The organism is Salinirubrum litoreum, assembly GCF_020567425.1.
GTDB lineage: Archaea > Halobacteriota > Halobacteria > Halobacteriales > Haloferacaceae > Salinirubrum > Salinirubrum litoreum.
This window is the reverse complement of sequence record NZ_JAJCVJ010000001.1, coordinates 1,024,184-1,049,669: the sequence shown is the minus strand read 5'-3', so window position 1 is coordinate 1,049,669 and position 25,486 is coordinate 1,024,184. Positions and strand designations below refer to the sequence as shown.

Below are 25,486 nucleotides of genomic sequence, written 5' to 3'. Positions count from 1 at the left end.
CTTCACGGCGGCGATGAAAAGGCGTGTCGAAGCGCCGACGGCCCGACGCGGCGCTCGAACGGGTGTCGTATGGTGTTCGCTGTGACGTGAGCGACCGGCAGTGGCAGTTCGCTCGCGTCTGATGCGTTCTCGGCGGAGTACAAGCCTCTTGTGGCCGCCTGTCGCCGACCAGACTGATCGTGGTCCGGGAGTGACGACTCACCAGTCCGACTGCGCTCGCGCCCACCCCGCGAGCCACCTGCCGCCGAGCGCCCCGAGACAGATCGACCCGGTGACGACGAGAATCGACTCGGCACCGGCGACCCGACCGGGAGCACCCAGTGCGGTCGCCAGCCAGAACAGGCCGAACGCGCCGAACGCGAAGCCCGCGAGACCGCCGACCGCGGCGGTGACCAGCGAGCGCGTCGTCTCCCCGGTCGCCGACAGCGACGGTTGCTCGACCGACTCGCCGAGTAGTCGCCGAAGCCGAATCCAGAGCCACGGTGCCGGCGCGAGTGCGACACCGAGCAGTTGGACGCCGACCGCCGAGACGACGACGAGCGCTGGACCGTAGACTGCGGGGCCGAGGTCGAACATACTGACTCCCGGCGCGACGATACCGAAGCCCGGAAGCGACACCAGGACAGCGACGGCGAGGACGACCAGACAGTACACGACTGCGACAGTCCCGGCTAACACTCGGCGGAGACCGACCGCGACCGTCGTCCGCCAATCGGCGTCCGACACGCGCACGACCTGCCGACCGGCCGTCACGGTGCCGACACCGCCGGCGAGGAGCGCCCCGCAGAACGGGAGCGTCGTCCCGAGCAGGTCACCGGAGAGCGCGGTGTCCAGCCAGAGACCGTCGGGGAGTGAGACGCCGAACAGCACCACCGCGACCAGCATCGACAGCACCGGCACAGCCAGTGTGCTGTCCTCGTAGGCGTCCAGCGACAGCCCCCGACTCGACCGGGCGAGAACGTCGCCGATCGTCCCGCAGAGCACCGCAGTCGGGAGTGCGAGGACGGTCGGCGTCACCCAGCGCGGCGGCGGGTAGAGCCACTCGACCGTCGGCGCGAGCACCAGCAGCGTCCACGCACCGGCGACTGCGGGGCCGAGTCCGGCGACCCACGCCAGAACCGGGTTCGGGTGGTCGGCGTCGACCACCATCGCCGACTCCGAGCGATGGACCGCCGGCCTCGACCGGCGGACTGCGACCGCCGACACGAGGACGGTGCCGAGCAGGACGCCAGCGAGTGCGATCCACCCGGTTGCCGGACCGAAGTCGACGCCTGCGTGAAGTTGCAGGCCGAAGCCGACGACGCCGAGACAGCCGACCGCCAGTCCCGCGTCGAGGCCGAGGCGTGCCGCGTCGGCGAGGGTCGTCGTCTGCTCGTCGGGAGTCTCAGACGCCATAGCCGATCTCCGGATCGCCGTCGCGGATCTCGATCACGGGGTCGGTCACGCGCCGAGTCAACAGGATGCTCGCCCGCCCGCCGTCTGTGATCGAGACCGCGAGGTCGTGGACGCCCGAGACGCGGGTCACGTCGCGGGTCGTCGTGGCGACCGGCACGCCGTCGACCTCCCGGTCGGCGGCAGACTGGGCGACTTCGACCGCGGGCAGGAGGTCGAGGGTCGCGTCGTAAACGGTCGTCTCGCCGGCCGGCGAGCGTCTGGTCGCCGTGATCCGAACTTCGTGTGCGCGTCTGTCGAGGTTCCTGAGACTCACGTCGTGGTGACCCCACGGAGTCCCCTCGGCACCGATGACGGTCGGGAAGCCGACGAACACGCCGAAGCCGGCCGCGACCGTCAGGCCGCCGGCTTCGAGGAGGGCGCGTCTGTCCATGTCGGTCGTCGGTTCACGAGCGCGGAGCAAAGAGGTTCGGGCGTCGCGGGTCTCGAAGTTGTACCGGTCAGTCGAGTCGTTTGCTGACGTACGGGCCGTCCTGGTGGTAGCCGAGTTTCTGGCGGTAGTACTGCCGGACGCCGATGCCCGAGATGACCGACAGTTTCCGGTAGCCAGCGTCGCGGGCCAGTTCCTCGGCGCGGGCGAGTAGGCGCTTGCCGTAGCCCTTGTGCTGCCAGTCGCCGTCGTCCGTGCCGATACCGGCCTCCGACCCGTAGACGTGCAGTTCCCGGACCACGGCGGCGTCCTGCAGTTCGCGGCGCACGGGGTCGTTCGGGAACCGGAGCCGACAGAAGCCGATCAGCAGGTCCGCGACGGGGTCCTCGAACGCGAGGAAGTACTCCGTACCGCCGCCGGCCTCGTACTCCCGGACGCGGAGTTCGACGCGCTCCGGGTCGGGGTCGACGTCGTTCATCCCGACCTCGCGGGCGCGGATGTCGCGCGGTTCGATGCCCCTCTCCTCGGCGCGCTGTTCGGCGAGTTGCCGGAGGTTCGACTTCCAGACGCCCGCGTCGATGAAGTCGGCCGGGATGTCCCGCTGGACGCGCTGGAGGCGGGTGTACACCGGAATCTCGCCCATCGCGTCCGCGACGATGTCGGCCGCCTCCTCGTTGGTCAGGGGGTCGAAGTCGTCCCTGCGCCACTGGTCGTAGACGCGCGTGCCGCGGACGACGAGGGTGGGGTAGATCTTCAGGTAGTCCGGGCGAAAGTCCGGGTTCTCGAACAACTGCCGGAAGTCTTCCTTGCACATGTCCATCGTCATCCCCGGTTGCCCCGGCATCATGTGGAAGCCGACTTTGAAGCCGGCGTCCCGGAGGCGGCGGTTCGCGTCGATGGACGCCTGCGTCCCGTGGCCCCGGTGCATCTCGCGGTTGATGCGCTCGTAGGTCGTCTGGACGCCGACCTCCACCTTCGTCGCGCCCAGATCGAGCATCCGGTCGATCTGTTCGGGGTCACACCAGTCGGGCTTGGTCTCGAAGGTCGTCCCGATGTTCCGGATGTCGGCCGTCTCGTTCTCCGCGATCACGTCCTCCAGATACCGGAACTCGTACTCCTCGGGATCGGGCGCGAAACTACGCCCCTCGCCGGGGTCCGGTTTGGCGTCCAGATCGTAGTCGTTCAGCGCTTCGAGGGCGCGCTTCACGAACCACTCCTGGTAGTCGTGGCTCCGGGCCGTCATCGTCCCGCCCATCAGGATCAGTTCGACCTTGTCCACCGGGTGGCCGATGTGCCGCAGTTGTTCGAGACGCAGGGTGACCTGTCCGTACGGGTCGTAGTCGTTCTGCTCGCCGCGGGCGGCCGCCGGTTCGTGGCCGGTGTACGACTGCGAGGAGTCGAACTCCGAGGCCGGGCCGCCGGGGCAGTAGAGACACTTCCCGTGGGGGCACATGTGCGGGGAGGTCATGATCGCCACCGGGGAGACGCCCGAGGCGGTGCGAACCGGCTTCCGGCGGACGACCTCCTTCACGTCCTCACGTTGGTCCGGCGGAGCGTGCTGGAGGATGTCGGTGTTCTTCGGCACCTTCGGACTGGAGAACTCCGAACAGACGGACAGCTTCTCGGATTCGAGGTCGTCCCGGTCGATCTTGCCCGCGACGATGCGTTCCGCGAGCGTCTCACAGACCTGCACGAACGCCTCGCTCTCGCCGTCGTCCTCGCTCTCGGTGCTCATCGTCGCGTCACCTCCGGGGTGCGACCGTCGTCGCTCATCACCCTGTTCTCGTCGGGTTTCGGGGTTAAGGGTGTCGTTCGCACAGGAGAGATCAGTCGCTCGCACCGGACCGCCGGTCCAGACGGGAGGGCGGGAGGACGCGCTCGGCGTCTGTCGCGTCTGCCGGGCCGGTCGTGGCTGGGCCGCCGACGGCGTCACCCGCATCGTCCCCGGCGGTCGCGGGCGGATCCGGCAGCACACACCGCGCCGGTCGGTCCCGGAGGTGGGCGTACTCCTCGGGCGTGTTCGCCAGTGCGTGCGCCGGGTTCTCCCGGCCGTCGATGCGAGCGACTCGGAGGTCGCCGAACCGCGCGACCCGGGCCTGAATCCCGCGCCAGTGTGCGCCGACGCCGGCCGGAACCCGGATCGGTCGGGGTGGCGTCCAGTCACTGCCGGCGGTGAGGACGGTCGCGTTCACGTGGCGAGCGAGGTCGTCGTGGTCGACGAGGACGCCGACCGAGGCGTCCGGTGGGGCGCGGTGCGCGAGTGTGTCGAGTCCGAGGTGGAGTGCCCGGTACTCCGCGACGTTGTTGTCCGGCGGCGCGTCCGGCATCGAGACGCGGGCGACCCGACGACCGTCGCGGGTCTCGATCACGACGCCGAGACCGCCGCCACCTGGTCGGTAGGACCCGTCGGTCGCCACGTAGAAGTCGCGGTGGTGGCTCCGTGGCGGGTGGGCGATGTGCGGAGTCGGCGAGTCGTCGAACAGATCCCGAAGCGCCGAGCGCCCGAAGGCGGCCATACTTCGCCCTTACCGCCGACGTACTTAAATTTGCGGCGCGGTCGAGCACCGGCGAAATCGCCGTCCGCTGTCGTGGTCGTGGACGGGTGCGACCACAGGGTATATATCCGACCACTTACCATGAGGGTGTATGACAGACTCGCAGGAGCAGTCATCGGTGACGCGGCGCAAGTACCTCACGCTGGCGGGCGGTGCGGCGGCGACGGCTGGCCTGGCCGGCTGTACCGGCGAGGAAGCGCCCACGCCGGAACCGACCGAGGGCGGCGGCGACACGGAGACGGAGACCGACATGGACACCGAGACCGAGACGCCCACCGACGAGGAGTTCGGTGTCACGATCACGCAGGGGAACCTCGACTCCGGGCTGGACCCCCACGACCACCGGGAGACGACGACCGACATCATCGTGATGCAGATGTACGAGGGAGCGCTCGACCGCAACCGCGAGGGTGGTGTCGTCGAGGCGCTCGCGACCGACTACGAACGCATCGAGGACGGTCGTGTCCGCCTGTTCATCCGCGAGGGCGTCACGTTCCACAACGGCGACGAACTCACCCCGGCAGACGTAGCCTTCAGCTACAACCGGATCGTCAACGAGGACGTCGGTGGACTCGCCTCGCCGCAGTCCGACCAGCTCGCGGGCGTGGAGTCCGCAGAGGTCGTCGACGGCGAGCGCGCCGTCGACGTGCTCTCGGGGAGCGTGAACCCCACCGTCTTCGGCCTGCTGGCGACCTACGGCGACATCGTCCAGCAGTCGTGGATCGAGGAGCGTGAGACCGCAGAGATCAACTCCAGCGCGAACGGGACCGGTCCCTTCCAGCTCGACACCTACACCGCAGACGAGTCGGTCACGTACACGAAGTACGAGGACTACTGGGACGAACCGGCCGCGGTCGACACGATCACGATGAACGCCGCGACCGAGTCGTCCACTCGGGTCAACCAGTTGGTCTCCGGCGAGACCGACATCACCGTCAACGTCCCGCCACAGGAGGTCAGCCGCGTCCGGAACGAGGAGAGCACCCGCATCGAGGCGGTGCCGAGTACGCGCGTCATCTACAACGCGATGCGGTACGACGTCGAGCCGTTCGACTCGCTCGAGTTCCGCCGCGCGATGAACTACGCCATCGACCTGGAGTCGATCATCGAGAACGTGCTGTCCGGCTTCGCGGACGCGACGAGCCAGCCGACCCTGCAGGGCTTCGTCGGGTACAACTCGGACCTCGACATCTACCCCTACGACGTGGAGCAGGCCGAGTCCCTCGTCGAGGAGTCCGGCTACGCCGGCGCGGAGATCGAACTCCACACGCCGGTCGGCCGCTACCTTCGTGACGTGGAGATCGCACAGGCGGTCGCGGGGTACATCGACGAACTGTCGAACGTCTCCTGTTCGGTTCGCCAGCGTGACTTCCCGACGCTCGCGGGCGAACTGACGACCGGCAGCATCGAGGACAAGCCGCCGTTCTACCTGATCGGGTGGGGGAACGCGACCTTCGACGCGAGCCAGACGCTCATCCCGCTACTGACGACGAACGGCGCGCTCTCCTCGTGGAGCAACGACGAGTTCGACAGCCTGATGGACCAGTCACAGGACGAGTCGGACCCCGACGCGCGGGACCAACTCATGCAGGACGCCAACGCGCTGGCGAACGACCAGGCTCCCTGGATCTTCCTGAACCGGCAGTACAGCGTCTACGGCGCGTCGAACCGCATCGACTGGCAGGCCCGCCGCGACGAGTCGATCAAGGCCTACGAGATCGAACCCGCGAACTAACTCGCCACAGATGACAGTAGATGGAGGTACGTGATGTCGCGCGCCCGGTTCCTGCTGAAACGGGGCCTGCAGGGGATCTTCGTGGTCTGGGGAGTCGTCACCGTCGTCTTCCTCCTCCGATTCATCACGCCCGGCGACCCCGTGGCGTTGATCGCACCGCTGGACGCCAGCCCGGAACTCCGCCAGCAGATCGCGGCGAACCTCGGGCTGGACAGACCGCTGTACGTCCAGTACTTCGACTACGTCGGCGGCCTGTTCGTCGGCGACATGGGCTACAGCTACGTGGCCGGCACGTCGGTCTCGAACCGCGTGTTCGCCCGCCTGCCGGCGACGATCGAACTCGCGGCGGCCGCGACGGTCGTGGCGATCGTGCTGTCGATTCCCCTCGGCGTCATCTCCGCCACCCGACGCGGGGAACCGGCCGACTACGCCGCGACGGTCTTCTCGCTGGGCGGCATCTCGACGCCGAACTTCTGGCTCGGGATCATGCTCGTCCTGGTGCTGTCGGTGCAGTTCGGACTGTTCCCGACCAGCAGACGCGCCATCGGGTTCGTGCCCGCACTGGAGTTACTGGCCGCAGGCAACCCACTGGGTCTCCTCGCGTGGCTGGAGTACATCACACTCCCGGCGATCACGCTCGGGACGTACTTCACCGCCCTCGTGACCCGGCTCACGCGGTCGGGGATGCTGGACGAACTCGGCAAGACCTACGTCCGGGCGGCCCGCGCGAAGGGCCTCCCCGAGACGCTGGTCCGGTACAAACACGCCCTGCGGAACACGCTGATCCCGGTCATCACCGTGCTCGGCCTGCAGTTCGGGACGCTGATCGGCGGGGCGGTGATCACCGAGGCGGTGTTCGCGTGGCCGGGGCTGGGAACGCTGGTCATCAACAGCATCAACGCCCGCGACTGGCCGCTGATTCAGGGCTGTCTGATCGTGATCGGCACCAGCTTCGTCCTCGTCAACATCGTCGTGGACGCGCTGTACGCGTACGTGAACCCACAGGTGGTGTACGACTGATGTGCTGTGTCAGTTCTCATCTTGAGGCGGTGGTGGCGTGATTCTCGACAGACTCGGGGCGCTCGTCGCTCGCGGCCTCTCGGCGTTTCTCGCCCCCCGGACCATCCGGAGTCTCAAGCGCGAACTCCGGCGGAGCGGGCTGGCGAAACTCGGCATCGTGCTGGTCGTGTTGATGGTGTCGGTCGCCATCTTCGCGCCGGTGCTCGCGCCGCACAACCCGACGAGTCAGGACCTGGAGAACTCACAGCTCCCGCCACTCGGCTTCTCTGCGACCGAGAACCAGACGAGTTCCGAGATGGTCAACGGGAGCATCGAGGTCGTCGAAGAGGAGGTGACGGTGAACGCGACCGCCTCGCACCCGCTCGGCACCGATCCACTGGGTCGTGACATGCTCTCGCGGGTGATCTACGGCGCGCGCACGTCCTTGCTCGTCGGCTTACTCGGGACACTGGCGGCGGTGATCGTCGGTGTCTCTGTCGGGCTGACGGCGGGCTACTACGGCGGGCGCGTCGACGACGGCCTGATGCGCATCGCCGACGTGATGCTGGCGTTCCCGTCGCTGGTGCTGGCGATCGCGCTGATCGGCCTGTTCGGACAGGCCGCGATCCGGATACCGGACCCGATGGTGCTCCTCGGGATCACACCCGAGATGCCGGAGACGTTCGTGCTGCCCGGCACCGTGGTCGCGGTCGTCGCGCTGGTGAACTGGGTCTGGTTCGCTCGCGTCGCACGCGGGGAGGCGCTCTCCTTGCGTGACGAGGAGTACGTGAAGGCCGCGCGGTCGGTCGGGGCGAGCGACGGCTACATCGTCTGGAAGCACGTCCTGCCGAACAGCATCACCCCGATCCTCGTGCTGGCGACGATCCAGGTGGCCGCGATCATCCTCCTGGAGAGCGCGCTGTCGTTCCTCGGCTTCTCGGGGACGACGCTCTCGTGGGGCTTCGACATCGCACAGGGCCGGAGCTATCTCGCCTCGGCGTGGTGGGTCGCCACCGTGCCGGGCGTCGCCATCGTGCTGGCGGTCATCGGCATCAACCTGATCGGCGACTGGTTCCGCGACGCCCTCGATCCGGGCGTCGGCGGCGAGGGAGGTGTCTGAGATGAGCGACAGTGGCATCCGGGACGCGGCCGGCGAAGCGGACGTCGCGACCGTCTCGGCGGACGAGGCCATCCTCCGGGTGCGGGACCTGAAGACCCGGTTCTTCACCGAGGAGGGCCAGGTCAACGCGGTCGACGGCGTGAGTTTCGACGTGCGGGACGGCGAGGTGTTCGGCATCGTCGGCGAGTCCGGGTCCGGCAAGTCCGTCACCGCGCTGTCGGTGATCGACCTGATCGAGTCGCCCGGCCGGATCACCGACGGCGAGGTCTGGTACCGGAACACCGACCTCGCCGAGGAGTTCCGCGAGGACCGACCGCAGGCTGTCGACGGCGACTTCGTCGACCTCCGGCAGTTGCCCGACGGCGTCCGGCGCTCCCTGCGCGGGCCGTCGTTCAGCATGATCTTCCAGGACCCGATGTCGAGTCTCAACCCCTCGCTGACGGTCGGCGAACAGATCGCCGAGGCGGTCGAGGTCCAGCGCCGGGCGTCGGCCAACCCTCGCAGCACCCGCAGTCGGACGCAGGGGTACGGCCTCGGCAGTCTCATCACGGACACGCTGATCCCGACGCGGGACTACGTGAACGACGAGAGTATGGACCGGGCGGTCGAACTGCTGGATCAGGTCGGTATCCCCGACCCGGCCGACCGCGCCGAGGAGTACCCCCACCAGTTCTCCGGCGGGATGCTCCAGCGCGCGATGATCGCGCAGGCGCTCGCCGGCGAACCGGACGTGCTGATCGCCGACGAACCGACGACCGCACTCGACGTGACGATCCAGGCGCAGATCCTGAACCTCCTGCGGGACCTGCAGGACGAACAGGACATGAGCGTCATCATGATCACGCACGACCTCGGCGTCATCGCCCGGATGTGCTCGCGAGTCGGCGTGATGTACGCGGGCGAGGTCGTCGAGCGCGGCAGTCTCTCGGACGTGTTCGACGACCCGGTCCACCCCTACACGCAGGGACTGCTCGGGTCGATTCCCGATCTGGCCGATCCTGCGCCGCGACTCCAACCCATCGAGGGGAACGTCCCGAGTCTGCTGGACAGCGAGATGGGCAACAGATGCTACTTCGCGGATCGGTGTCCGAAGGCGATGGAGGAGTGTCTCCAGCCGATTCCGGAGTACGACGCCGGCGAGAGTCCGGAACACAAGGCTCGCTGTGTCCTCGCGGACCACGAGTACGACCCGTCGCAGGCGCTCGCGGACGACTACTTCGAGTCGGCGGTCGCTGACGCCGACGAAGGCGCGGAGCCGCCGACCGAGGAGTCGGCGACCGCACAGACGGACGGCGGCGAGTCGGGAGGTGACGCGCGGTGAGCGACGAGCCACTGGTCCGCGTCGAAGAGTTGAAAAAGTACTACTTCGAGCGCGACACCCTGTTAGACGACCTCCTCCGCCGGGAGACCCAGAGCGTGAAAGCTGTCGACGGCGTGAGCTTCGACGTGTTCCCCGGCGAGACGCTGGGGCTGGTCGGCGAGTCCGGTTGTGGCAAGTCCACGACCGGCGAGACCCTGCTCCGCCTGCGAGAGGCGACAGACGGGCAGGTGTACTTCGACGGCGAACCGGTGTTCGACCTCGCGGGCGACGATCTGACCGAGTTCCGCCGACGTGCCGGCATCGTGTTTCAGGACCCCTTCTCCAGTCTCGACCCTCGGATGACGGTCGGCGAGATCATCGCCGAACCGCTCCGGGTCCACGGACTGCCGGAGAATCCACCGCAGGGCCTATCGAAGGGCGAGGCACGGCGGGAACGTGCGGCCGACCTGCTCGAACGTGTCGGGCTGTCGGCCGGGCAACTCGACCGGTATCCACACGAGTTCTCCGGTGGGCAACGCCAGCGTGTCGGCATCGCCCGCGCACTCGCCTTGGAACCGGAGTTCGTCGTCCTCGACGAACCGGTGTCGGCACTCGACGTCTCCGTGCAGGCGCAGGTGCTGAACCTGCTGGACGACCTGCAGGAGGAGTTCGGGCTGACGTATCTGTTCATCGCCCACGACCTGAGCGTCGTCCGGCACATCTGCGACCGTGTCGCGGTGATGTACCTCGGCAACGTCGCGGAACTCGGCCCGACCGACGACATCTTCGACGACCCCCAGCACCCCTACACGCAGGCCCTGCTGGAGTCGGTCCCACGCGCCGCGACCGAGGAGCACGGTCGGCGCGTCGAGGCGTTGCGCGGCGACGTCCCGAGTCCGCGCAACCCGCCGTCTGGCTGTCGCTTCCGGACGCGCTGTCCGAAGGTGATCGCCCCGGAGGACGTGGACATCGAGCAGGAGGCCTACCGCGAGGTGATGGACCTCCGGGACCGCATCGAGCGCGGGGAGTTGAACCTCGACGCCCTGTGGGAGTCTGCTGGTGACGCCGACGCCCGCGAGGACCGCCCGGCGTTCAAGCGCGAACTCCGCGAGGAGGTGTTCACAGCCGACTTCTCGCTGTCGGGCGAGAACGAGGACGTGGTGGAGTCGGCCATCGACGACCTCGCCGACGGCGAGACCGAGTTGGCGACGGCGACGCTCCGGGACCGGTTCGAGAGCGTCTGTGAGACGCGTCGCCCGGCGCTACAGGCGATCGACAACCCGGTGGCCTGTCACCTCTACGATCAGCCCGATCCGCCCGAGACGCCGGGTGTCCCCGGCGAGACGGCCGGCGACGACTGACTCCGGTCCTCGACCGTCCCTCTGTCTCCGTGACGCCCGAGCGACGACCGACACCGGTTGGTGTCACGACGATGCCGACCGAAGACTGACGCCGCTTCGCGTTGTCACGTCTCGTATGGCTCCGACAGGCGACAGCCCCGCACCCGGTGGCCGGACTGCCGGCGACGTGATGACCCGCGAGGTCGAGACGGTCGCGCCCGACGACGACGTGAGCGACGTTCTCGGGAGACTCGCCCGCGCCGACTTCGACGGCTTCCCGGTCGTCGACGACGAGCATCGCGTGGTCGGCATCGTCACCCAACGTGACCTGGTCGGGTTGTTTCAGACCGAGGATCGTACGCTGTGGATTCCGATCGGCTTCCCGCCGTTCATGGAGACGCTGACCTACGCCGTCGACGTGTCGTGGGACGAACTCGACCTCGGCGTCGACCTCCTGCGGAACGCCGGCAGACCGATCAGCGAGGTGATGTCGAGTCCGGTCGTGACGGTCGGGACCGACGCCGCTCTCGACGAGATGTTAGCGCTGTTGACCGACGCAGAACGGGACATCAACCGGTTGCCGGTCGTCGACGACGACGAGCGACTGGTCGGTATCGTCGCCCGACAGGACCTGCTCCGGGCGCTCCGGGAGGAACGCGAAGCGGGGCGTGGAGAGACCGACGACCCAGTGGACCACTCGTGACCAGCGACGAGGGCACCACGACGCTCTCGAACGGCCGAGTCGTCGAGTTTCCCGTCGCGTACGAGGCGGCCATCGCGGGCGTCGTCGCGGTCGCCGACTTCGACACGCTGGACCGCGTCACACCCGAGCGACTCCGACCGGTACGTGTCGGCCGCCGTGCGGGACTCCTCACGCTCGTCGGCATCGACTACGCCCGCGTCGGCGACTTCGACCCCTACGGCGAGTTCGCTGTCATCGTCCCCGTGAGTCGCCACAGTATCGACGGCGTGCCGCTGTCGGCCCGCACGGTCGGCGGATGGGTCCACTGGCTCCCGGTGACGACCGACCCGGCCAGACTGCTCGGCGTCGACGGCTGGGGGTATCCGAAGACGGTCGCCGGCATCGAGTTCGAGACCGGCACGGGCGACCCCGAGCGGAGGACAGGTAGCGCCGACCGACCGACTCGGTGCTGTCGTGTCGCGGTCGGCGGCGAGGCGGTGCTGACCCTGACGGTCGACACGGGCCGAACGTTGCCGGTCGACACGAGTGCGACCAGCTACACCGAACACGATGGCGGACTGCTGGCGACCGCAGTCGAGCTCGCGGGACCGGTCGGTGCGCGCTCGCTCGACTCGGGCGTCCACCTGACGCTCGGACGTCACGACCGCGCCGACGACCTCCGGGACCTCGGCGTCGGCAGGCGGCTACTGGGTCGGCAGATCGTCGGGAGTTTCTGGGGACGGGGCGTCTCGGGTGTGATCCATCGGGGTCGGCGCGTCTGAGGAGGGTGGTCGCCGATCGGGGCCGGTCCACCCGAGAACGGAACTACTGTTAGGACCCCCCGCGAAGCGCCGACGATGACCGTTTCGAGCGCGCCCGGCAAGGTGTACCTGTTCGGCGAGCACGCGGTGGTGTACGGCGAACCGGCGATCCCCTGTGCCGTGGAGCGCCGGGCGACCGTCACCGCCGACCCGCGCGACGACGACCACATCCGGGTCGAGGCGGCCGACCTCTCGCTGGACGGGTTCACGGTCGAGTACGGCGGCCCGACCGACGACGCGCCGGACGTGGACGTCCCGACGCCCCTGCTCCGGGCCGCGATGGGCTACGTCGACGCGGCGGTCGAGCAGGCCCGCGACGCCGTGGGCGACGAGTCGGTCGGCTTCGACATCACCGTCGAGTCGGACATCCCGCTGGGGGCCGGCCTCGGCTCCTCGGCCGCAGTCGTCGTCGCCGGTATCGACGCCGCGACGCGGGCCTGCGGCGTCGACCTCCCGCCCGAGGAGATCGCAGAGCGCGCCTACCGCGCGGAGCATCAGGTGCAGGACGGGCAGGCCTCGCGAGCCGACACCTTCTGCTCGGCGATGGGCGGGGCGGTCCGCGTCGAGGGTGACGACTGCCGGACCATCGACGCGCCGGAACTCCCCTTCGTCGTCGGGTTCGACGGCGGCGCTGGCGACACCGGCGAACTCGTCGCCGGGGTCCGAAAACTGCGAGAGGAGTACGACTTCGCGGCCGACACCGTGACCGCAATCGGTGACGTCGTCCGGACCGGCGAGGCCCTGCTGGCCGACGCCGACCCCGACGACCCGCCGAGCGACGAGTTGCTCGCCGAACTCGGCGGCCTCCTGAACTTCGATCACGGCCTGCTGGAGGCGCTCGGCGTCTCCTCCCGGTCGCTGGACGCGATGGTCTGGTCGGCCCGCGAGGCCGGCGCGCACGGTGCGAAACTGACCGGTGCGGGCGGCGGTGGCTGTATCGTCGCGCTCGATCCGACCGACGCGACCGAGACCGCCCTGCGCTACACGCCCGACTGCGACGACGTGTTCCGGGCGGAACTGGCGACCGAAGGGGTCCGGGCGGAGGGAGACGGGACGACCGGCGACGACGCGCCGGCAGGCGCGGAGTCGTCGGAGGGGGCCGAGGAATGACGACCGTCCTCAAACTCGGCGGGAGCGTCGTCACCGAGAAGGACCGTCGAGAGACGGTGGACGACGACGCGCTCTCGGCGCTGGCGGAGGACATCGCTGGAGCCGCGGGTCGGGCGACGGGAAGCGGGAGCGACGCCCCGGCAGACCTCGCGGTCGTCCACGGCGGCGGGAGCTTCGGCCACTACCACGCCGAGGAGTGGGGCGTCACGACCGCGGACGGGACCCACTCGGCAACCGGCGCGCTCGCCATCCACGAGGCGATGAAGACGCTCAACCGCGCCGTCCTCGACAGCCTGCAGTCGCACGAGGTGCCGGCACTGCCGGTCCACCCGCTCTCTGTCGGCGCGCGGGACGCGGCCGGCGACCTGACGCTCCCGCTCGACTCGACCCGGCGACTGCTGGGCGAGGGGTTCGTCCCGGTCCTCCACGGCGACGGCGTGGCCCACGAGGGCGAGGGCGTCACGGTGCTGTCGGGCGACGAGATCGTCGTCAGACTCGCCGAGAGTCTGGACGCCGACAGAGTCGGTCTCTGCTCGACCGTGCCGGGTGTGCTGGACGACGCGGGCGACGTGATCCCGACCATCGAGTCGTTCGACGACGTGGCGACGTATCTCGGCGGGAGCGACGCGACCGACGTGACCGGTGGGATGGCCGGGAAAGTGCAGACCCTGCTCGCGCTGGACGCGCCAGCCTACGTGTTCGGCCCCGAGGGCGTCTCGGAGTTCCTCGCCGGTGGCTCGCCGGGGACCAGAATCGACTGACGGGATCCACCGACCCGTTCCCGAAACCACTCAGCCGACCGGACAGTTCTCGACGGTCTCGGAGAGCAGTCGCAGATACTCGCCCGCGACGACCGGTTCGTCCGCCAGCAGCGGTTCCAGTTCGCGGTAGCCGTGCTGGAGTCGCGCCTTCGTCTCGCCGGGCGGCACCTTGTTCTCGGTCACGGCCGCCGCCGTCTCGACGCTCTCGCGGGCCGTCTCGAACTCGCCGCGTTCGAGCGCCTCCCCGGCGCTGTCGAGCAGTTGCGTGAGCGTCTGGTGGACGTCCGGCGGGAGCGTCGTCACCCGTCGAGGGTCGTCGCCCACTCGGATAAATCGTCTGTCCCGGCTCGGGGCGGTCGACAGCGGCCGAGAGCGACCCGGCACCCGGAGACCGACGCCCTGATTGGCCCTCGTGTCGTCGACGAGGTATGAACGACAGCAGTCGCGTCGCGGTCGCCGAGCGTGCGGCGGAGGCCGGCGGCGCGGTCGCGCTGGACGCCTTCCGGGACGGCATCGCGGTCGAGACGAAGGGCGGGAAGACGGACGTGGTGACACAGGCCGACAGAGACGCGCAGGCCCGCGTCGTCGAGGTCATCCGCGAGGAGTACCCCGACGACGCCATCGTCGGCGAGGAAGACGAGGAGTTGAAAGACGTCCCCGACGAGGGCGCTGCGTGGGTCATCGACCCCATCGACGGGACGAACAACTACGTCCGGAACCTCCGGGTCTGGGCGACCGCCGTGGCCGCAGTCGTCGACGGCGAACCGGTCGCCGCCGCCGTCGTCCTCCCGGCGATGGAAGACAGCTACGTCGCCGGCGACGGTCAGACCGAACGCAACGGCGTCCCGGTGTCGGTCTCAGACGACGACGACCCCGAGACCTGCGCCGTCACGCCGACCTACTGGTGGGACTTCGACAGCCGAGACCAGTACGCCGCCGCCGGCCGGGAGATCGTCTCCCGGTTCGGCGACATGCGCCGGTTCGGATCGGCACAGGCCGTGCTGGCGTTCGTCGCCGACGGCGCACTCGACGGGGCGCTGACGAACCTCGTCGCCAACCCGTGGGACACCGTGGCCGGCGCACACCTGATCCGGCAGGCCGGCGGCGAGGTGACCGACGTACACGGCGACCACTGGCGTCACGACTCGCGCGGCCTCGTCGCCTCGAACGGGGCCGTCCACGAGCACGTCCTCTCTGCGACACGCGGTATCGACGGACTCGACGACTGACGGGCGGTGACGCCGGGTGGCGACACGGCCCGTGTCGACGGGGTCCCCGACCCGCCGGTCGGCGACGGAGTCGGAACGACCGACAGTCACATAGCCCTGCCGACCCACGACTCGGATATGCGTGTCAGGGACTGGCAGGACATCCTCAGAGACGTGACGGAGGCGAACGCCGATCCCGACGACTGGCGGGCGGTCGCCGGGAACCGGCGGCGCGGACTCGGCGAAGACATGTTCGTCGGCCACCCGTCGGTCGGCCTCTACCAACTGAAGACCTACGCCCGGAACCCCTACGACGTCAAGGGTGTCGGCGCGGAGGTCGCCCGGAAGGTGGACGACGACCTCGCCGACATCCTCCCGCGAGGCGAGGACGCTGGCCGGTTCGCGGTCCAGCGACCGCCCGAGGACGAGGACCACGCCGAGGAGATGGCGACCCGACTGGAGGAGACGCTGAAGGTCCACAGCGAAGCCCCGACGACCGGCGAGGACCTCTTCGACGACGTGATGGACGCCCTCGACTCGCCGGCGTTCGGCCCGATGGACTACGAGTTCGACGAGCGTCCCGCCGCGCTGGACGAACTGTCGAACACCTTCGAAGACGCCGAACAGGTACTCGATGCGGAACTAGATGAACTCGTAGAGGGCGACGAGGTCGGACGGGGTTTCCAGTAGATCGTGTCGCTCTATTAACTGGTCGCTGGGAAAGAGTTTACACCCAGTAGTGTGACACTCCGGCAGATGACCACGAGCCGCCTGTATTCGGGACCCGAGGGCGACGAGTCGCTGGCGGCGGTCCGAGCGGAACGCGACTTCTGGCGAACCCTCTTCGAGACCGTCGTGAGCGAGTTGCCGGAACCCGCGCTCGTCGTGGACGACGCGGGGGATATCACTCACTGGAACGACGCCTGCGAGGACATCACGGACGTGAGCCGCGCCGACGCGGTCGGCGAGCGGGCCGGGGCGGTCGCCGACGCGGACGGCGAGTTCGACACGGTCGCAGAGCGGGCGATCGCCGAGGAGTCGGTGATCGAGTCCGACGACGTCCGGACCGGCGTCAGCGCCAGCGGTCGGCGGTGGCACACTCACGACGTGGCGGTTCCCCTCCGCGGTCAGGACGGCGAGGTGATCGGCGCGTTCGAGGTCGCCTCCGAGGTCACGGAACTCGTCGAGACCCGGAACCGGATCGAAGAACTCGGGACGCGCGTCTCCGGTGAGATCGAAGCGTCCGTCGAGGAGTTAGGGAGAGCCACGGAGCGCATCACCGAGAGCGCGACCGAGATCTCGGCGCAGGCGGACGACCAGGCGACCCGGATGACCGACGTGGCAGACGAGGTGAGCACGCTCTCGGCGTCGACCGAGCAGGTGGCCGCCAGCGCGGCGCAGGTGGACGCCACCGCCGCAGAGGCCGAGGAGTTGGCGGTGGAGGCCGCCGACGGTGCGGAGACGGTCGTCGGCGGGATGGACATCATCGACGAGGAGGTCGCGCAGGTGGCCGAGAACGCCGAGGACCTACGGGAGAGCATCGAGGAGATCGACGAGGTCGTCGCCGTCATCGACGAGGTGGCGAAGCGGACGAACCTGCTGGCGCTGAACGCGGCCATCGAGGCGGCCCGCGCGGGCGAGGCGGGCGACGGCTTCGCGGTCGTCGCCGACGAGGTGCGCGATCTCGCCGAGGAGACGGACGACCGGACCAGCGAGATCGAGGCGATCGTCGCCGACATCCGGGAGAACTCGGCGGAGACGATGGACTCCATCGAGGAGGCGCGATCCGGCATCGACCGCACGGCCCAGATCATCGACGTGGCCTCGGAGAACGTCAAGGAGATCGCCGAGACGATCCGCGAGGCCTCACAGGGCATCAGCGAGGTCGCCGGCGCGGCCGACCAGCAGGCGACGTCCACGGAGCGTGTCGCCACGATGGTCGAGGAGGCGGCCGACCTCGCGGACGAGGTGTCGGCGGAGGTGGAGACGATCGCGGCCGCCAGCGAGGAGCAGACCGCGATGGTCGCCGAGGTCGGTCGCGCCGTGGAGGATCTGTCGCAGGTCGCCGACGCCGAGATCGACGTCTCGGTGCCGGACGCCGACGTGGCCGTGTCGGACGACGCGGTCGGGAACACGGACGAACTGTTCGAGGACGGTGCCCTCCGGAACGACGGCGGCTTCCACTGGGTCGACGAGTAGGGCGGCGGGACTGTGGCGTGAACGTACGTGGGCAGGTCGCGGCGAACTCGGTCAGTGACGTGCTCGGATGACTGAAGCTGTCGTCGCGTGGTTTGACGACAGAGGTCGTCGAAGATCGAGAGCGTCGGGACGATCGACCGACACGTCGCGTTCGGCAGTCGAGGATCGGCAGTCGGTGATCACCGATCGGGTGAACCGGAAGTCAGGGGTTCGGGTGGCAGAACTCCATCGCGTCCCGGACGGACTCGCGGCGACCGAGAAGCGTGATCCGGTCGCCCTCCTGCAGGGTGAAGTCGGCGTCCGGCACCTCGATGTCGCCGTTGCGGGCGACCAGCGCGATCAGACACCCCTCGGGGAGTGCCGGCCCGATCTCCCGGACCGTCTTCCCGACCATCTCCTCCGAGGTGACCTCGATCTCCTGTACGTCCCCGGACCGACCGAGTTCGCCCATCCAGTTCGAGAGCGCCGGGCGCTCGATGTAGTTGTCCATCGCCTGTGCCGTCGCCATCACCGAGGAGATGGTCCGCACGCCGAGTTCCTCGAAGGCCTCCACGTTGTTCGGGTCGTTGACCCGCGCCAGCACCGTCTCGGGGGCGAACTTCGACTTCGCCAACTGCGCGACCAGCAGGTTCGCGTCGTCGTCACCGGTCGCGGCGGCGACGATCTTGGCGTTGTCCGCGCCCGCCGACGCCAGTACTTCCGTGTCGGTCCCGTCGCCGTGGACGACGGTGTGCCCCGCGTTGCGGGCAGTCTCGACGATGGCTTGGTCTTCTTCGATCAGTACCACGTTCTCGCCTCTGTCTTCGAGGCGGTCGGCGAGCGCACGGCCCACCTTCCCGCCTCCGACGACGATGACTCGCATTGGTATCACGTCCAGGTATTCCGCGATCTGCTTCGCCAGTCCCGCCTCGAAGACGACCGTGGCGAGGATGACGAGGAAGACGGTCCCGACGAGCGCGGCGGCCGCGTCGGGCCGGTTGTACGTCTCCGCCAACTGGATGGCGAAGAGGGTGGCGACCGACGCGGGGATGATCCCGCGCGGGCCGACGAAACTCATGAACAGCTTCTCGCCGCGCGTGAACCGGTCGCCCCGCGCCGACACGAAGACGAGGAGGGGCCGGATCACCAGCGCCACGGCGAGCACGACGAGGATACCGCCGATGCCGAGGTCGATCAACGTGCCGAAGTCCAACAGCGCCGCCAGCGCGATGAAGACGAACGAGAGGACGACGAGCGTCACGTCGCCCTTGAAGTCCGTTATCTCCTCCTCGTAGGGGATGTCGGCGTTCCCCAGCAGGATACCGGCGGTCGCCACGGCGGCGATGCCGGCCTCGGTCCGCAGGGTGTTCGCGCCGCCGAAGGCGACGATTGCGCCTGCCAGTACGAGCAGTCGAGCGCTCTGTGGCGCGTTGCCCGGCGAGAGATCGACGTACTTCAGCGCGTAGTACAGCACCCCGGCGACGAGGACGCCGACCAGCATGCCGATGCCGAGTCGCTCGGCGAACAGGCCGAGCAGTTCCACACCCCTCGTGTCGGGGTTGACGACCGCTTTGAAGATGATGATCGCCATGATAGCGGCCGTCACGTCGTTCACGATGCCCTCGGTCTCCAGTGCGGCCTCGACGCGGTTACGGACCGGCACGACATCCAGGATCGGCGTGATGACGGTCGGACCGGTCGCCACGAGCAGTGCGCCGATGAGGAAGGCGACGGGCCACCCGACGCTCGGCAGCGCGAACCGCACGACAGCCGCCGTGCCGACGAGTGCGATCACGGCCCCGATGGTCACGAGTCGCAGGGTCGCGGCCGGGGCCTCCCGGAGGTCGTCTATCCGGAGGTGAAAGGCCCCCTCGAAGACGATGATCGCCACCGACAACCCGACGATGGTACTCAACGCGCCGCCGAAGGAGTCCTGTGTCACCAGTCCCAACACCGGTCCGAGCAGGATCCCCGACGCGATCAGGAAGAGCACGCTAGGAACTTGAAACCGGGCCGCCAGAACCTGTGAGAGGACGCCGATCCCGATGATGATCGCGACGATGGCGAGCAGATCACCGCCGCCTGCCGCCGACACTATGTGCCCTCCATATCTCGTGATAGCTGCGCCATCGGTGATAAGTTCCCTCATTTCGACGCCGACAAATCCGATTAGAAGTGGACGAGCGGGCGGGAATCTCTCGGATAGTGGGAGTGTCTCGAGTCGCGGTGTGATTCTCCGATCTGTCTGCAGGTGACGAGACGAGTCGTGGCGACCGAGACGAAGGCCGGGGCGAGTCGGTCGGTGCAGGCTGGATCGAGTCGGTCGTGGGGAACGATATGTGACCCCTCTCGGCGAGTCGGCCGAGGGTCTGGACTCCGGAACCGTGTCGTGGTCGGGTGACGAGTACAGTCACGTGGCTGGCAGACACCTGTCGTCACGCCGGCGGGCGAGAAACCACACCCGCGTCCGACTCACTCGTCGTCGTCTTCGTCGTCCGACTCCAGACTCGTCCGCAGTTCCGGGATCGTACTCGCCAACTCGCCGACCTGCTCGTGGGCGTCCGACAGCATCGTGACGACTGCCTCGACCTCGGCGATCTCCTCTTCCAGATCCTCGGCGTCGTCGAACGCGTCGGCGCGCTTCCCGAGGACGAACTGCTTTTTCGCCTGTCGCAGGTGATCCTCGGCGTCACCGGCGTCCAACGACGAGCGAAGCCCGTTCAACACCCCGAGCACGTTGTCGGCGCTGGTCTCCCAGATGTCGTCCGCGTCGGGCAGGGCGTCCCACGCCTCGTTCAGGTGCGACTCGACCTCCTCGCGCATCTCCTCGACCGCCTCGCCGAACAGGTCGTCGTCGTCGAACGTCGATTGGCTCATGGCTCACGGTTCGACCCCCTGCTGTTTAAAAGGAACCCGGAAAGTGAAAGTGAAGACGGACGACTGACGGGTCGTTCCGCCGGATCGCTCGCACTCGGCTCGTCACTTCCGGTGCGGTCGAGTCGGTGGCCCCGTCTGCCGACGCCTCAGAAGTCGGTCAAGTCCGGCTGTTCGCTGTCACTGGTCTCGTCGGCCCCGGCCTCCACAGAGTCGTCTGTGTCGTCGCTTCCCGACGCCTCGCTGTCGTCGCCGAGATACTCGATTCCGTGCTCGGCCAGCAGGTCGCGGAACTCGCTCTCGTCGAGCACCGGCACGTCGTTCTCGGCCGCGTCGTCCTGCTTCGACTGGCCGGCGTTCTCGCCCGCGACGAGGTAGTCGGTGTTACCCGAGACACTGCTGGTCGCGTTCGCGCCGTGGGCCTCCACTAACTCCTGTGCCTCACTGCGCGTCACCGACAGCGAACCGGTGAAGACGAATGTCAACCCAGCGAGGGCGTCGCCGCCGGTCTCGACGTCGACCTCGGGGTCGACGCCGTGTGCAAGCAGGTCGTCGATCACCTCGCGGTTCTCCGGCGTCGTCAGGAAGTCGTGGATCGACAGCGCGACTTTCTCGCCCACGTCGTCGACCGCCTCCAGTTCGTCGGGACTCGCTTCGAGCACCGCCTCCAGCGAGCCGAACTCCCGCGCGAGGTTCCGGGCGGTCGCGGCCCCGACCTCCGGGATACCGAGCGCCGAGAGGAACGCCGAGAGCGCAGGGGATTTCGACGCCTCCAACTCGGCGAGCAGGTTCTCGGCCGACTTCTGGCCCCACCCCTCCAACTCGGCGAGTTCCTCGGCGGTCAGGTCGTACAGGTCCGGCAGACGCTCCACGAGTCCCGACTCCACGAGCTGTTCGACGCGCTCCTCGCCGAGACCCTCGATGTCGAGTCCCGACCGGGCGGCGTAGTGTTCGATCGCGCCCTTCACCTGCGCCGGACAGCCGAGTCCGTCCGGACAGAAGGCGAGTGGCCCGTCCCGCACCACCTCGGCCCCACAGACCGGACAGGTCTCGGGGAACGCGTAGGTCCCCTCGGTGCGCTTGTCGACGACCTCCTCGACGTACGGGATCACGTCTCCCGCACGCTGGACGCGCACCGCGTCGCCGACGTTCACGCCCATCTCGGCGATCTCGTCGGGGTTGTGCAGCGTCGCTCGCGAGACGGTCACCCCGCCGACGTCCACCGGTTCCAGCAGCGCGACCGGCGTCAGTCGCCCGGTTCTGCCGACCTGCACGACGATGTCGGTGATCTCGGTCACCTCCGACCGCGCGGGGAACTTGTAGGCGAACGCCCACCGCACCTCTCGGGAAGTCCGACCCAACTGCTCGCACTGCGCCCGGTCGTTCACCTTGATCACGGTCCCGTCGATCTCGAAGTTCAGGTTCTCGCGGGCCTCCCCGAGTCGGTTTCGGAAGTCGATGGCGTCCTCGACGTCCTCGACAACCTCGTACCAGTCGCGTTCGGTGCGCAGGCCCCACTCGCGCAGGGCCTCGTGTTCCGCCGCGTTCGTCGGCGGGACCTCGCTGGCGTCCAGTACGTCGTAGAAGTAGCAGTCCAGCGGCCGCTCGGCCGCGACCGAGGGATCCAACTGGCGGAGGGTGCCGGCGGCCGCGTTCCGGGGGTTCGCGAAGGGGTCCTTCCCCGCCTCGACGCGGTCGCGGTTGTGTTCCTGGAACTCGTCGCGGGGCATCACGACCTCGCCCCTGACGACGAGGTCGTCGGGTGCGCCTTCGCGCAGGCGCAGCGGGATCGACTCGATCGTCTTCACCTGCTCGGTCACGTCGTCGCCGGTCTCGCCGTCACCGCGCGTGGCGGCCTGCACGAACACGCCGTCGTCGTAGACGACCTCTACCGACAGGCCGTCGAACTTCGGTTCGCAGGTGTACGACACTTCGCCGTCGACCTCCCGCCGGACGCGGTCGTCGAACTCCCGGACCTCCTCCGCCTCCCCGGACTGGGCGATGGAGAGCATCGGGACGCGGTGTTCGACGGTGTCGAGTTCGTCGAGCGGTTCGCCGCCGACGCGCTGTGTCGGACTGTCGTCGGCGGTGAGGTCGAAGGCGTCTTCGAGGGTCCGTAGACGAGTGAACAGGGCGTCGTAGGTCCGGTCGCCGATCACCGGGTCGTTCTCGACGTAGTACCGGTAGTCGTGTTCCCGGATGGCCTCCCGGAGCAGTTCGACCTGCTCCGTGGCCTCCTCGTCGGTCAGGTCCTCGACGGGGGTGAAGTCGGTCAGCGGGTCGCGGAGATAGGGGTTCGACGCCTGCTCGGTCATCACTCGACGCTCGGGTCGCGGGCGAGGAAAATCCCCGTGGTTTGCCCCCGGACGCGGCGGTGCCGCGTCACGCCACTGCTTCGGCCAGCACTTCCATCGGGTGTTTGATCGGGTAGCCCGAACCGTGTTCCATCTGCATCGAGCAGGTCGGACACTCCGTCATGCCGACCTCGCCTTTCGCGTGGTCCATGTGCTCGAACATCTCCTCGCCGATCTCCATCGACTTCCCGTACTTCTCCTCCTTCCACCCGTAGGTGCCCGAGATGCCCGAACAGGAGTCGCCCACGTCCTCGACTTCGACGCCGTCAAGGTTCCGGAACAGTTCGACTGCCTGCCGGTCGAGCCCCTGGTTCCGGGCGTGACACGGTGCGTGGTACGCCAGCGGACCCATGTCGACCTCGGCGTCTTCGATCGCGGCGTCGAGGTCCTCGTGGATGCGGAGGTACTCCATCGCCTCGTAGGTGTTCGCCGAGACGTCCTCCACGCCGTCGATGTCGAACAGTTCGGGGTACTCCTGGCGGAGCGCCATCGAACAGGAGGTACAGGTGGCGATCACGTCGTACCCCTCCTCGATCAACTCCGCGAAGTTCCGGACGTTCACCTTCGCCCCCCGGCGGGCGTCGTCCAGCATCCCGTTGGCGAACATCGGCGTGCCGGAACAGCGCTGTTCGGGCACCGCGATCTCGTAGCCGAACGCCTCGTAGACGCGGACCATCGCCTTCGCCACCTCGGGGGTGTTGTAGTTCGAGTAGTCGCCGTGGAAGTAGGCGATGCGCTTCTCCTCCGACGTGACCTTGTTGCCGCCACGGTCGCGCCACCACTCGCGGAACGTCTCCTGTGCGAACTCCGGGAAGTCGCGCTCTGCGGTGATTCCCAACAGCTTCTCGTTGACTTGCTGGACGAGCGAGTTGCCCATGACGAAGTTCGTCAGGCGGGGCACCTTCGAACCGACGCGCGCGAGGGTGCCGTAGTTCGCCAGGATCCGGTTGCGGACGTACTCCGTCGAGAGTTTGTCCATCTGGTTCTCGACGTACTCGCCGCGCGCCTCGTTGTGCATCTGCGAGAGCGGGACGCTCGACGGACAGGCGTCGTCACAGCGCATACAGTTCGAGCAGGACATGATCGAGTCGTCGATCTCGACGTCCTCCTTGCGCTTCAGCCGCCACTGCTCGGGGCCCTGGAACTTCGGCCCCGGGAACTCGTCGTCCACCTCCGCCACCGGACAGGAGGTGTCACAGGCGGTACACTTGTAACAGTTGTCCGCCCCCGGTCGGAGATCCAGATCCCCCTCCGGAAACACCTCGACTGGTTCGAAGTCGTCGTCGTAGTCGGTCGTCGGTCCCGTCCCGAAGTCGCCTGGAGATTCTGCGTCGCTCATGTGTTAGATCGCCTCCCCCGCAGTACGGCCCGCGAGATACCCGGTCGCAAGCGATACGCCACTGCCCGACTTCTCCGCGGCGAAGTCCGCGCCGCCGACCACGCCGCCCGCCGCCCGGAGGTTGTCGAACTCCACCTCACCGTCCGCGTCGGTCGGTCGCAACTCCTCGTCGGGCACCACGCCGAAGGCGGCGAAGGCGTGGTCGCCGAACGCCTGCTGGTCCCACCAGTCGTAGCGGTCCTCCGGGTGAGGGACGTAGAGGTCGAACACCGGCTCCGACACGGACTCCCGGTCGGAGGTGATGCCCTTCCCGACGAGGCCGCCGGTCGCCAGCACGAACTCGTCTGCGTGCAGGGGGACGCGCTGGTTGTTCCGGTCGACCGTCACCGACTTGACGCGGTGTTCGCCCTCGACCGGCGTGTAGTCGACGACGGGGTTCCCCGAACTGATCCGGACGCCCGCCTCGTCCAGTGCGTCGAACAGCAGATCTTCGAGTCGCAGGCCCGGCAGACTCGGCGGTCCCATCGGAATCTCGTAGACGGCCGCGCCGAGTTCCGACGACAGATCCGACCGAACTTCGTCTGCGTGGGCGTCACCCAGCAGGGCCGGGAAGCCGACGCGCTCCGCCCCGTCGAGGTGCGGGCGCACCGCCTCGGCCAGCGCCTCGCGGGCCGGGCGCTCCTTGCCGAACGCCGAGACCGTCTCGTTTCGATCCAGTGCTTTCGCGTACCGCGTCACCTTCGCGTCGGCCCGGAAGTCGCCGGGGAAGTCGACCTGCACGCCGTCGACCGCGAAGGGCGCGCCCGCCGCCGCCAGATGCTCACAGGCGACCGAGGCGTCGAAGTCCGGCAACGACCGGAAGCCGACGAGCAGGGTGTCGCGGTTCGTGCTCGCCAGCCCCTCGGCGGCCCCCTTCGGGTAGCGCGCGGTCGGCTTGACCGTCCCGCCGTGGGTCGCCACGAGCGCGTTCTTGCCGGTGTGGCCGCCGCGGTAGGCGTCGCCGGCGATGTCGTCGAACAGGTCCAGCCCCTCCCGGACCGCGTTCTCGCCGACGACCGAGTAGGGGTGCTCGTCCGGCAGGTCCGACAGCGCCGAGTAGGGGTAGACGATCGGATCGTCCGACCCCGGCAGGAACCCCAGCACGTCGATCAGGCCGCTCGCGTGCCGGAGCGTGCTCTTCTTGTGGGTGACGAGGCGAACCGACGCGCCGGTTCGCGCCGCCGAGATCGCACTGGCCGCACCGGCGATACCGCCGCCGACCACGAGGACGTCCTCGCGGATCGGCACG

At 68.6% G+C, this 25,486-nt stretch carries 22 protein-coding genes; 12 read left to right on the top strand and 10 right to left on the bottom strand.

The genetic code is table 11. From position 1 onward, the window contains the following. Positions 1–198 precede the first annotated feature (198 nt). The 4 genes from LI337_RS05175 to LI337_RS05160 all read right to left on the bottom strand — a co-directional run bounded on the left by LI337_RS05175 (position 199) and on the right by LI337_RS05160 (position 4,338). Positions 199–1,395 carry a hypothetical protein gene (locus tag LI337_RS05175; RefSeq protein WP_227228654.1) on the bottom strand — a complete coding sequence of 399 codons (1,197 nt, stop codon included), beginning with the start codon at positions 1,393–1,395 and terminating at the stop codon, positions 199–201. Beyond that, complete coding sequence (locus LI337_RS05170; RefSeq protein WP_227228652.1) at positions 1,385–1,825, bottom strand: hypothetical protein; 441 nt, start codon at positions 1,823–1,825, stop codon at positions 1,385–1,387. The genes LI337_RS05175 and LI337_RS05170 overlap by 11 nt, the downstream gene beginning before the upstream one ends. Before the next feature lie 67 nt (positions 1,826–1,892). Continuing rightward, positions 1,893–3,557, bottom strand: a complete 1,665-nt coding sequence (locus LI337_RS05165; protein ID WP_227228650.1) for a tRNA uridine(34) 5-carboxymethylaminomethyl modification radical SAM/GNAT enzyme Elp3 — start codon at positions 3,555–3,557, stop codon at positions 1,893–1,895. 91 nt (positions 3,558–3,648) lie between these two features. Further along, entirely contained in the window at positions 3,649–4,338 is a 690-nt protein-coding gene (locus LI337_RS05160) for a ribonuclease H family protein (RefSeq protein ID WP_227228649.1), read from the bottom strand. Between the two features lie 130 nt (positions 4,339–4,468). Between LI337_RS05160 and LI337_RS05155 the strand changes: the two genes are divergently transcribed. The 9 genes from LI337_RS05155 to LI337_RS05115 all read left to right on the top strand — a co-directional run bounded on the left by LI337_RS05155 (position 4,469) and on the right by LI337_RS05115 (position 14,245). Beyond that, positions 4,469–6,112, top strand: coding sequence for an ABC transporter substrate-binding protein (locus tag LI337_RS05155; RefSeq protein WP_227228648.1), 1,644 nt, complete (start codon positions 4,469–4,471; stop codon positions 6,110–6,112). A gap of 33 nt (positions 6,113–6,145) precedes the next feature. Then, on the top strand, positions 6,146–7,132 hold the full coding sequence (locus LI337_RS05150) for an ABC transporter permease (protein ID WP_227228646.1): 987 nt from the start codon (positions 6,146–6,148) through the stop codon (positions 7,130–7,132). 40 nt (positions 7,133–7,172) lie between these two features. Further along, positions 7,173–8,231: an ABC transporter permease gene (locus LI337_RS05145; protein WP_345777737.1), complete on the top strand. Its 1,059-nt coding sequence runs from the start codon at positions 7,173–7,175 to the stop codon at positions 8,229–8,231. Between the two features lies 1 nt (position 8,232). Then, positions 8,233–9,552, top strand: coding sequence for an ABC transporter ATP-binding protein (locus LI337_RS05140; protein WP_227228643.1), 1,320 nt, complete (start codon positions 8,233–8,235; stop codon positions 9,550–9,552). Continuing rightward, complete coding sequence (locus LI337_RS05135; protein WP_345777730.1) at positions 9,549–10,892, top strand: ABC transporter ATP-binding protein; 1,344 nt, start codon at positions 9,549–9,551, stop codon at positions 10,890–10,892. The genes LI337_RS05140 and LI337_RS05135 overlap by 4 nt, the downstream gene beginning before the upstream one ends. Positions 10,893–11,007: 115 nt before the next feature. Beyond that, on the top strand, positions 11,008–11,574 hold the full coding sequence (locus LI337_RS05130; RefSeq protein ID WP_227228642.1) for a CBS domain-containing protein: 567 nt from the start codon (positions 11,008–11,010) through the stop codon (positions 11,572–11,574). After that, complete coding sequence (locus LI337_RS05125) at positions 11,571–12,335, top strand: acetoacetate decarboxylase family protein (protein WP_227228641.1); 765 nt, start codon at positions 11,571–11,573, stop codon at positions 12,333–12,335. The genes LI337_RS05130 and LI337_RS05125 overlap by 4 nt, the downstream gene beginning before the upstream one ends. Positions 12,336–12,410: 75 nt before the next feature. Then, entirely contained in the window at positions 12,411–13,484 is a 1,074-nt protein-coding gene (gene mvk / locus LI337_RS05120; protein ID WP_227228640.1) for a mevalonate kinase, read from the top strand. After that, the gene (locus LI337_RS05115) at positions 13,481–14,245 is read left to right on the top strand and encodes an isopentenyl phosphate kinase (RefSeq protein WP_227228639.1); all 765 of its coding nucleotides are present in this window, start codon (positions 13,481–13,483) and stop codon (positions 14,243–14,245) included. The genes mvk and LI337_RS05115 overlap by 4 nt, the downstream gene beginning before the upstream one ends. Before the next feature lie 30 nt (positions 14,246–14,275). Here LI337_RS05115 and LI337_RS05110 read toward each other — a convergent pair whose 3' ends face one another. Next, a complete protein-coding gene (locus LI337_RS05110) occupies positions 14,276–14,548 on the bottom strand; it encodes a DUF8101 family protein (RefSeq protein ID WP_227228638.1) in 273 nt (90 codons plus the stop codon). Between the two features lie 125 nt (positions 14,549–14,673). On the opposite strand from LI337_RS05110, the gene LI337_RS05105 reads away from it, so the two are divergent. From LI337_RS05105 to LI337_RS05095, 3 genes are all read left to right on the top strand, one after another. After that, on the top strand, positions 14,674–15,474 hold the full coding sequence (locus LI337_RS05105; protein ID WP_227228637.1) for an inositol monophosphatase family protein: 801 nt from the start codon (positions 14,674–14,676) through the stop codon (positions 15,472–15,474). A 117-nt stretch (positions 15,475–15,591) separates the two neighbouring features. Beyond that, positions 15,592–16,143, top strand: a complete 552-nt coding sequence (locus LI337_RS05100; RefSeq protein ID WP_227228636.1) for a hypothetical protein — start codon at positions 15,592–15,594, stop codon at positions 16,141–16,143. A 66-nt stretch (positions 16,144–16,209) separates the two neighbouring features. Beyond that, a complete protein-coding gene (locus LI337_RS05095; RefSeq protein ID WP_227228635.1) occupies positions 16,210–17,652 on the top strand; it encodes a methyl-accepting chemotaxis protein in 1,443 nt (480 codons plus the stop codon). Between the two features lie 202 nt (positions 17,653–17,854). On the opposite strand, the gene LI337_RS05090 is transcribed toward LI337_RS05095, so the two are convergent. The 5 genes from LI337_RS05090 to glpB form a co-directional block, all read right to left on the bottom strand. After that, a complete protein-coding gene (locus LI337_RS05090; protein WP_227228634.1) occupies positions 17,855–19,726 on the bottom strand; it encodes a cation:proton antiporter domain-containing protein in 1,872 nt (623 codons plus the stop codon). Positions 19,727–20,103: 377 nt separating this feature from the next. Further along, positions 20,104–20,508 (bottom strand): DUF5790 family protein, encoded by a 405-nt coding sequence (locus LI337_RS05085; RefSeq protein WP_227228632.1) that lies wholly within the window; start codon positions 20,506–20,508, stop codon positions 20,104–20,106. A gap of 146 nt (positions 20,509–20,654) precedes the next feature. Then, positions 20,655–22,820 carry an NAD-dependent DNA ligase LigA gene (ligA, locus tag LI337_RS05080; RefSeq protein ID WP_227228631.1) on the bottom strand — a complete coding sequence of 722 codons (2,166 nt, stop codon included), beginning with the start codon at positions 22,818–22,820 and terminating at the stop codon, positions 20,655–20,657. A gap of 67 nt (positions 22,821–22,887) precedes the next feature. After that, entirely contained in the window at positions 22,888–24,198 is a 1,311-nt protein-coding gene (locus LI337_RS05075; RefSeq protein WP_227228629.1) for an anaerobic glycerol-3-phosphate dehydrogenase subunit C, read from the bottom strand. 3 nt (positions 24,199–24,201) lie between these two features. After that, positions 24,202–25,485 (bottom strand): glycerol-3-phosphate dehydrogenase subunit GlpB, encoded by a 1,284-nt coding sequence (gene glpB, locus LI337_RS05070; protein WP_227228628.1) that lies wholly within the window; start codon positions 25,483–25,485, stop codon positions 24,202–24,204. Between the last annotated feature and the right edge of the window lies 1 nt (position 25,486).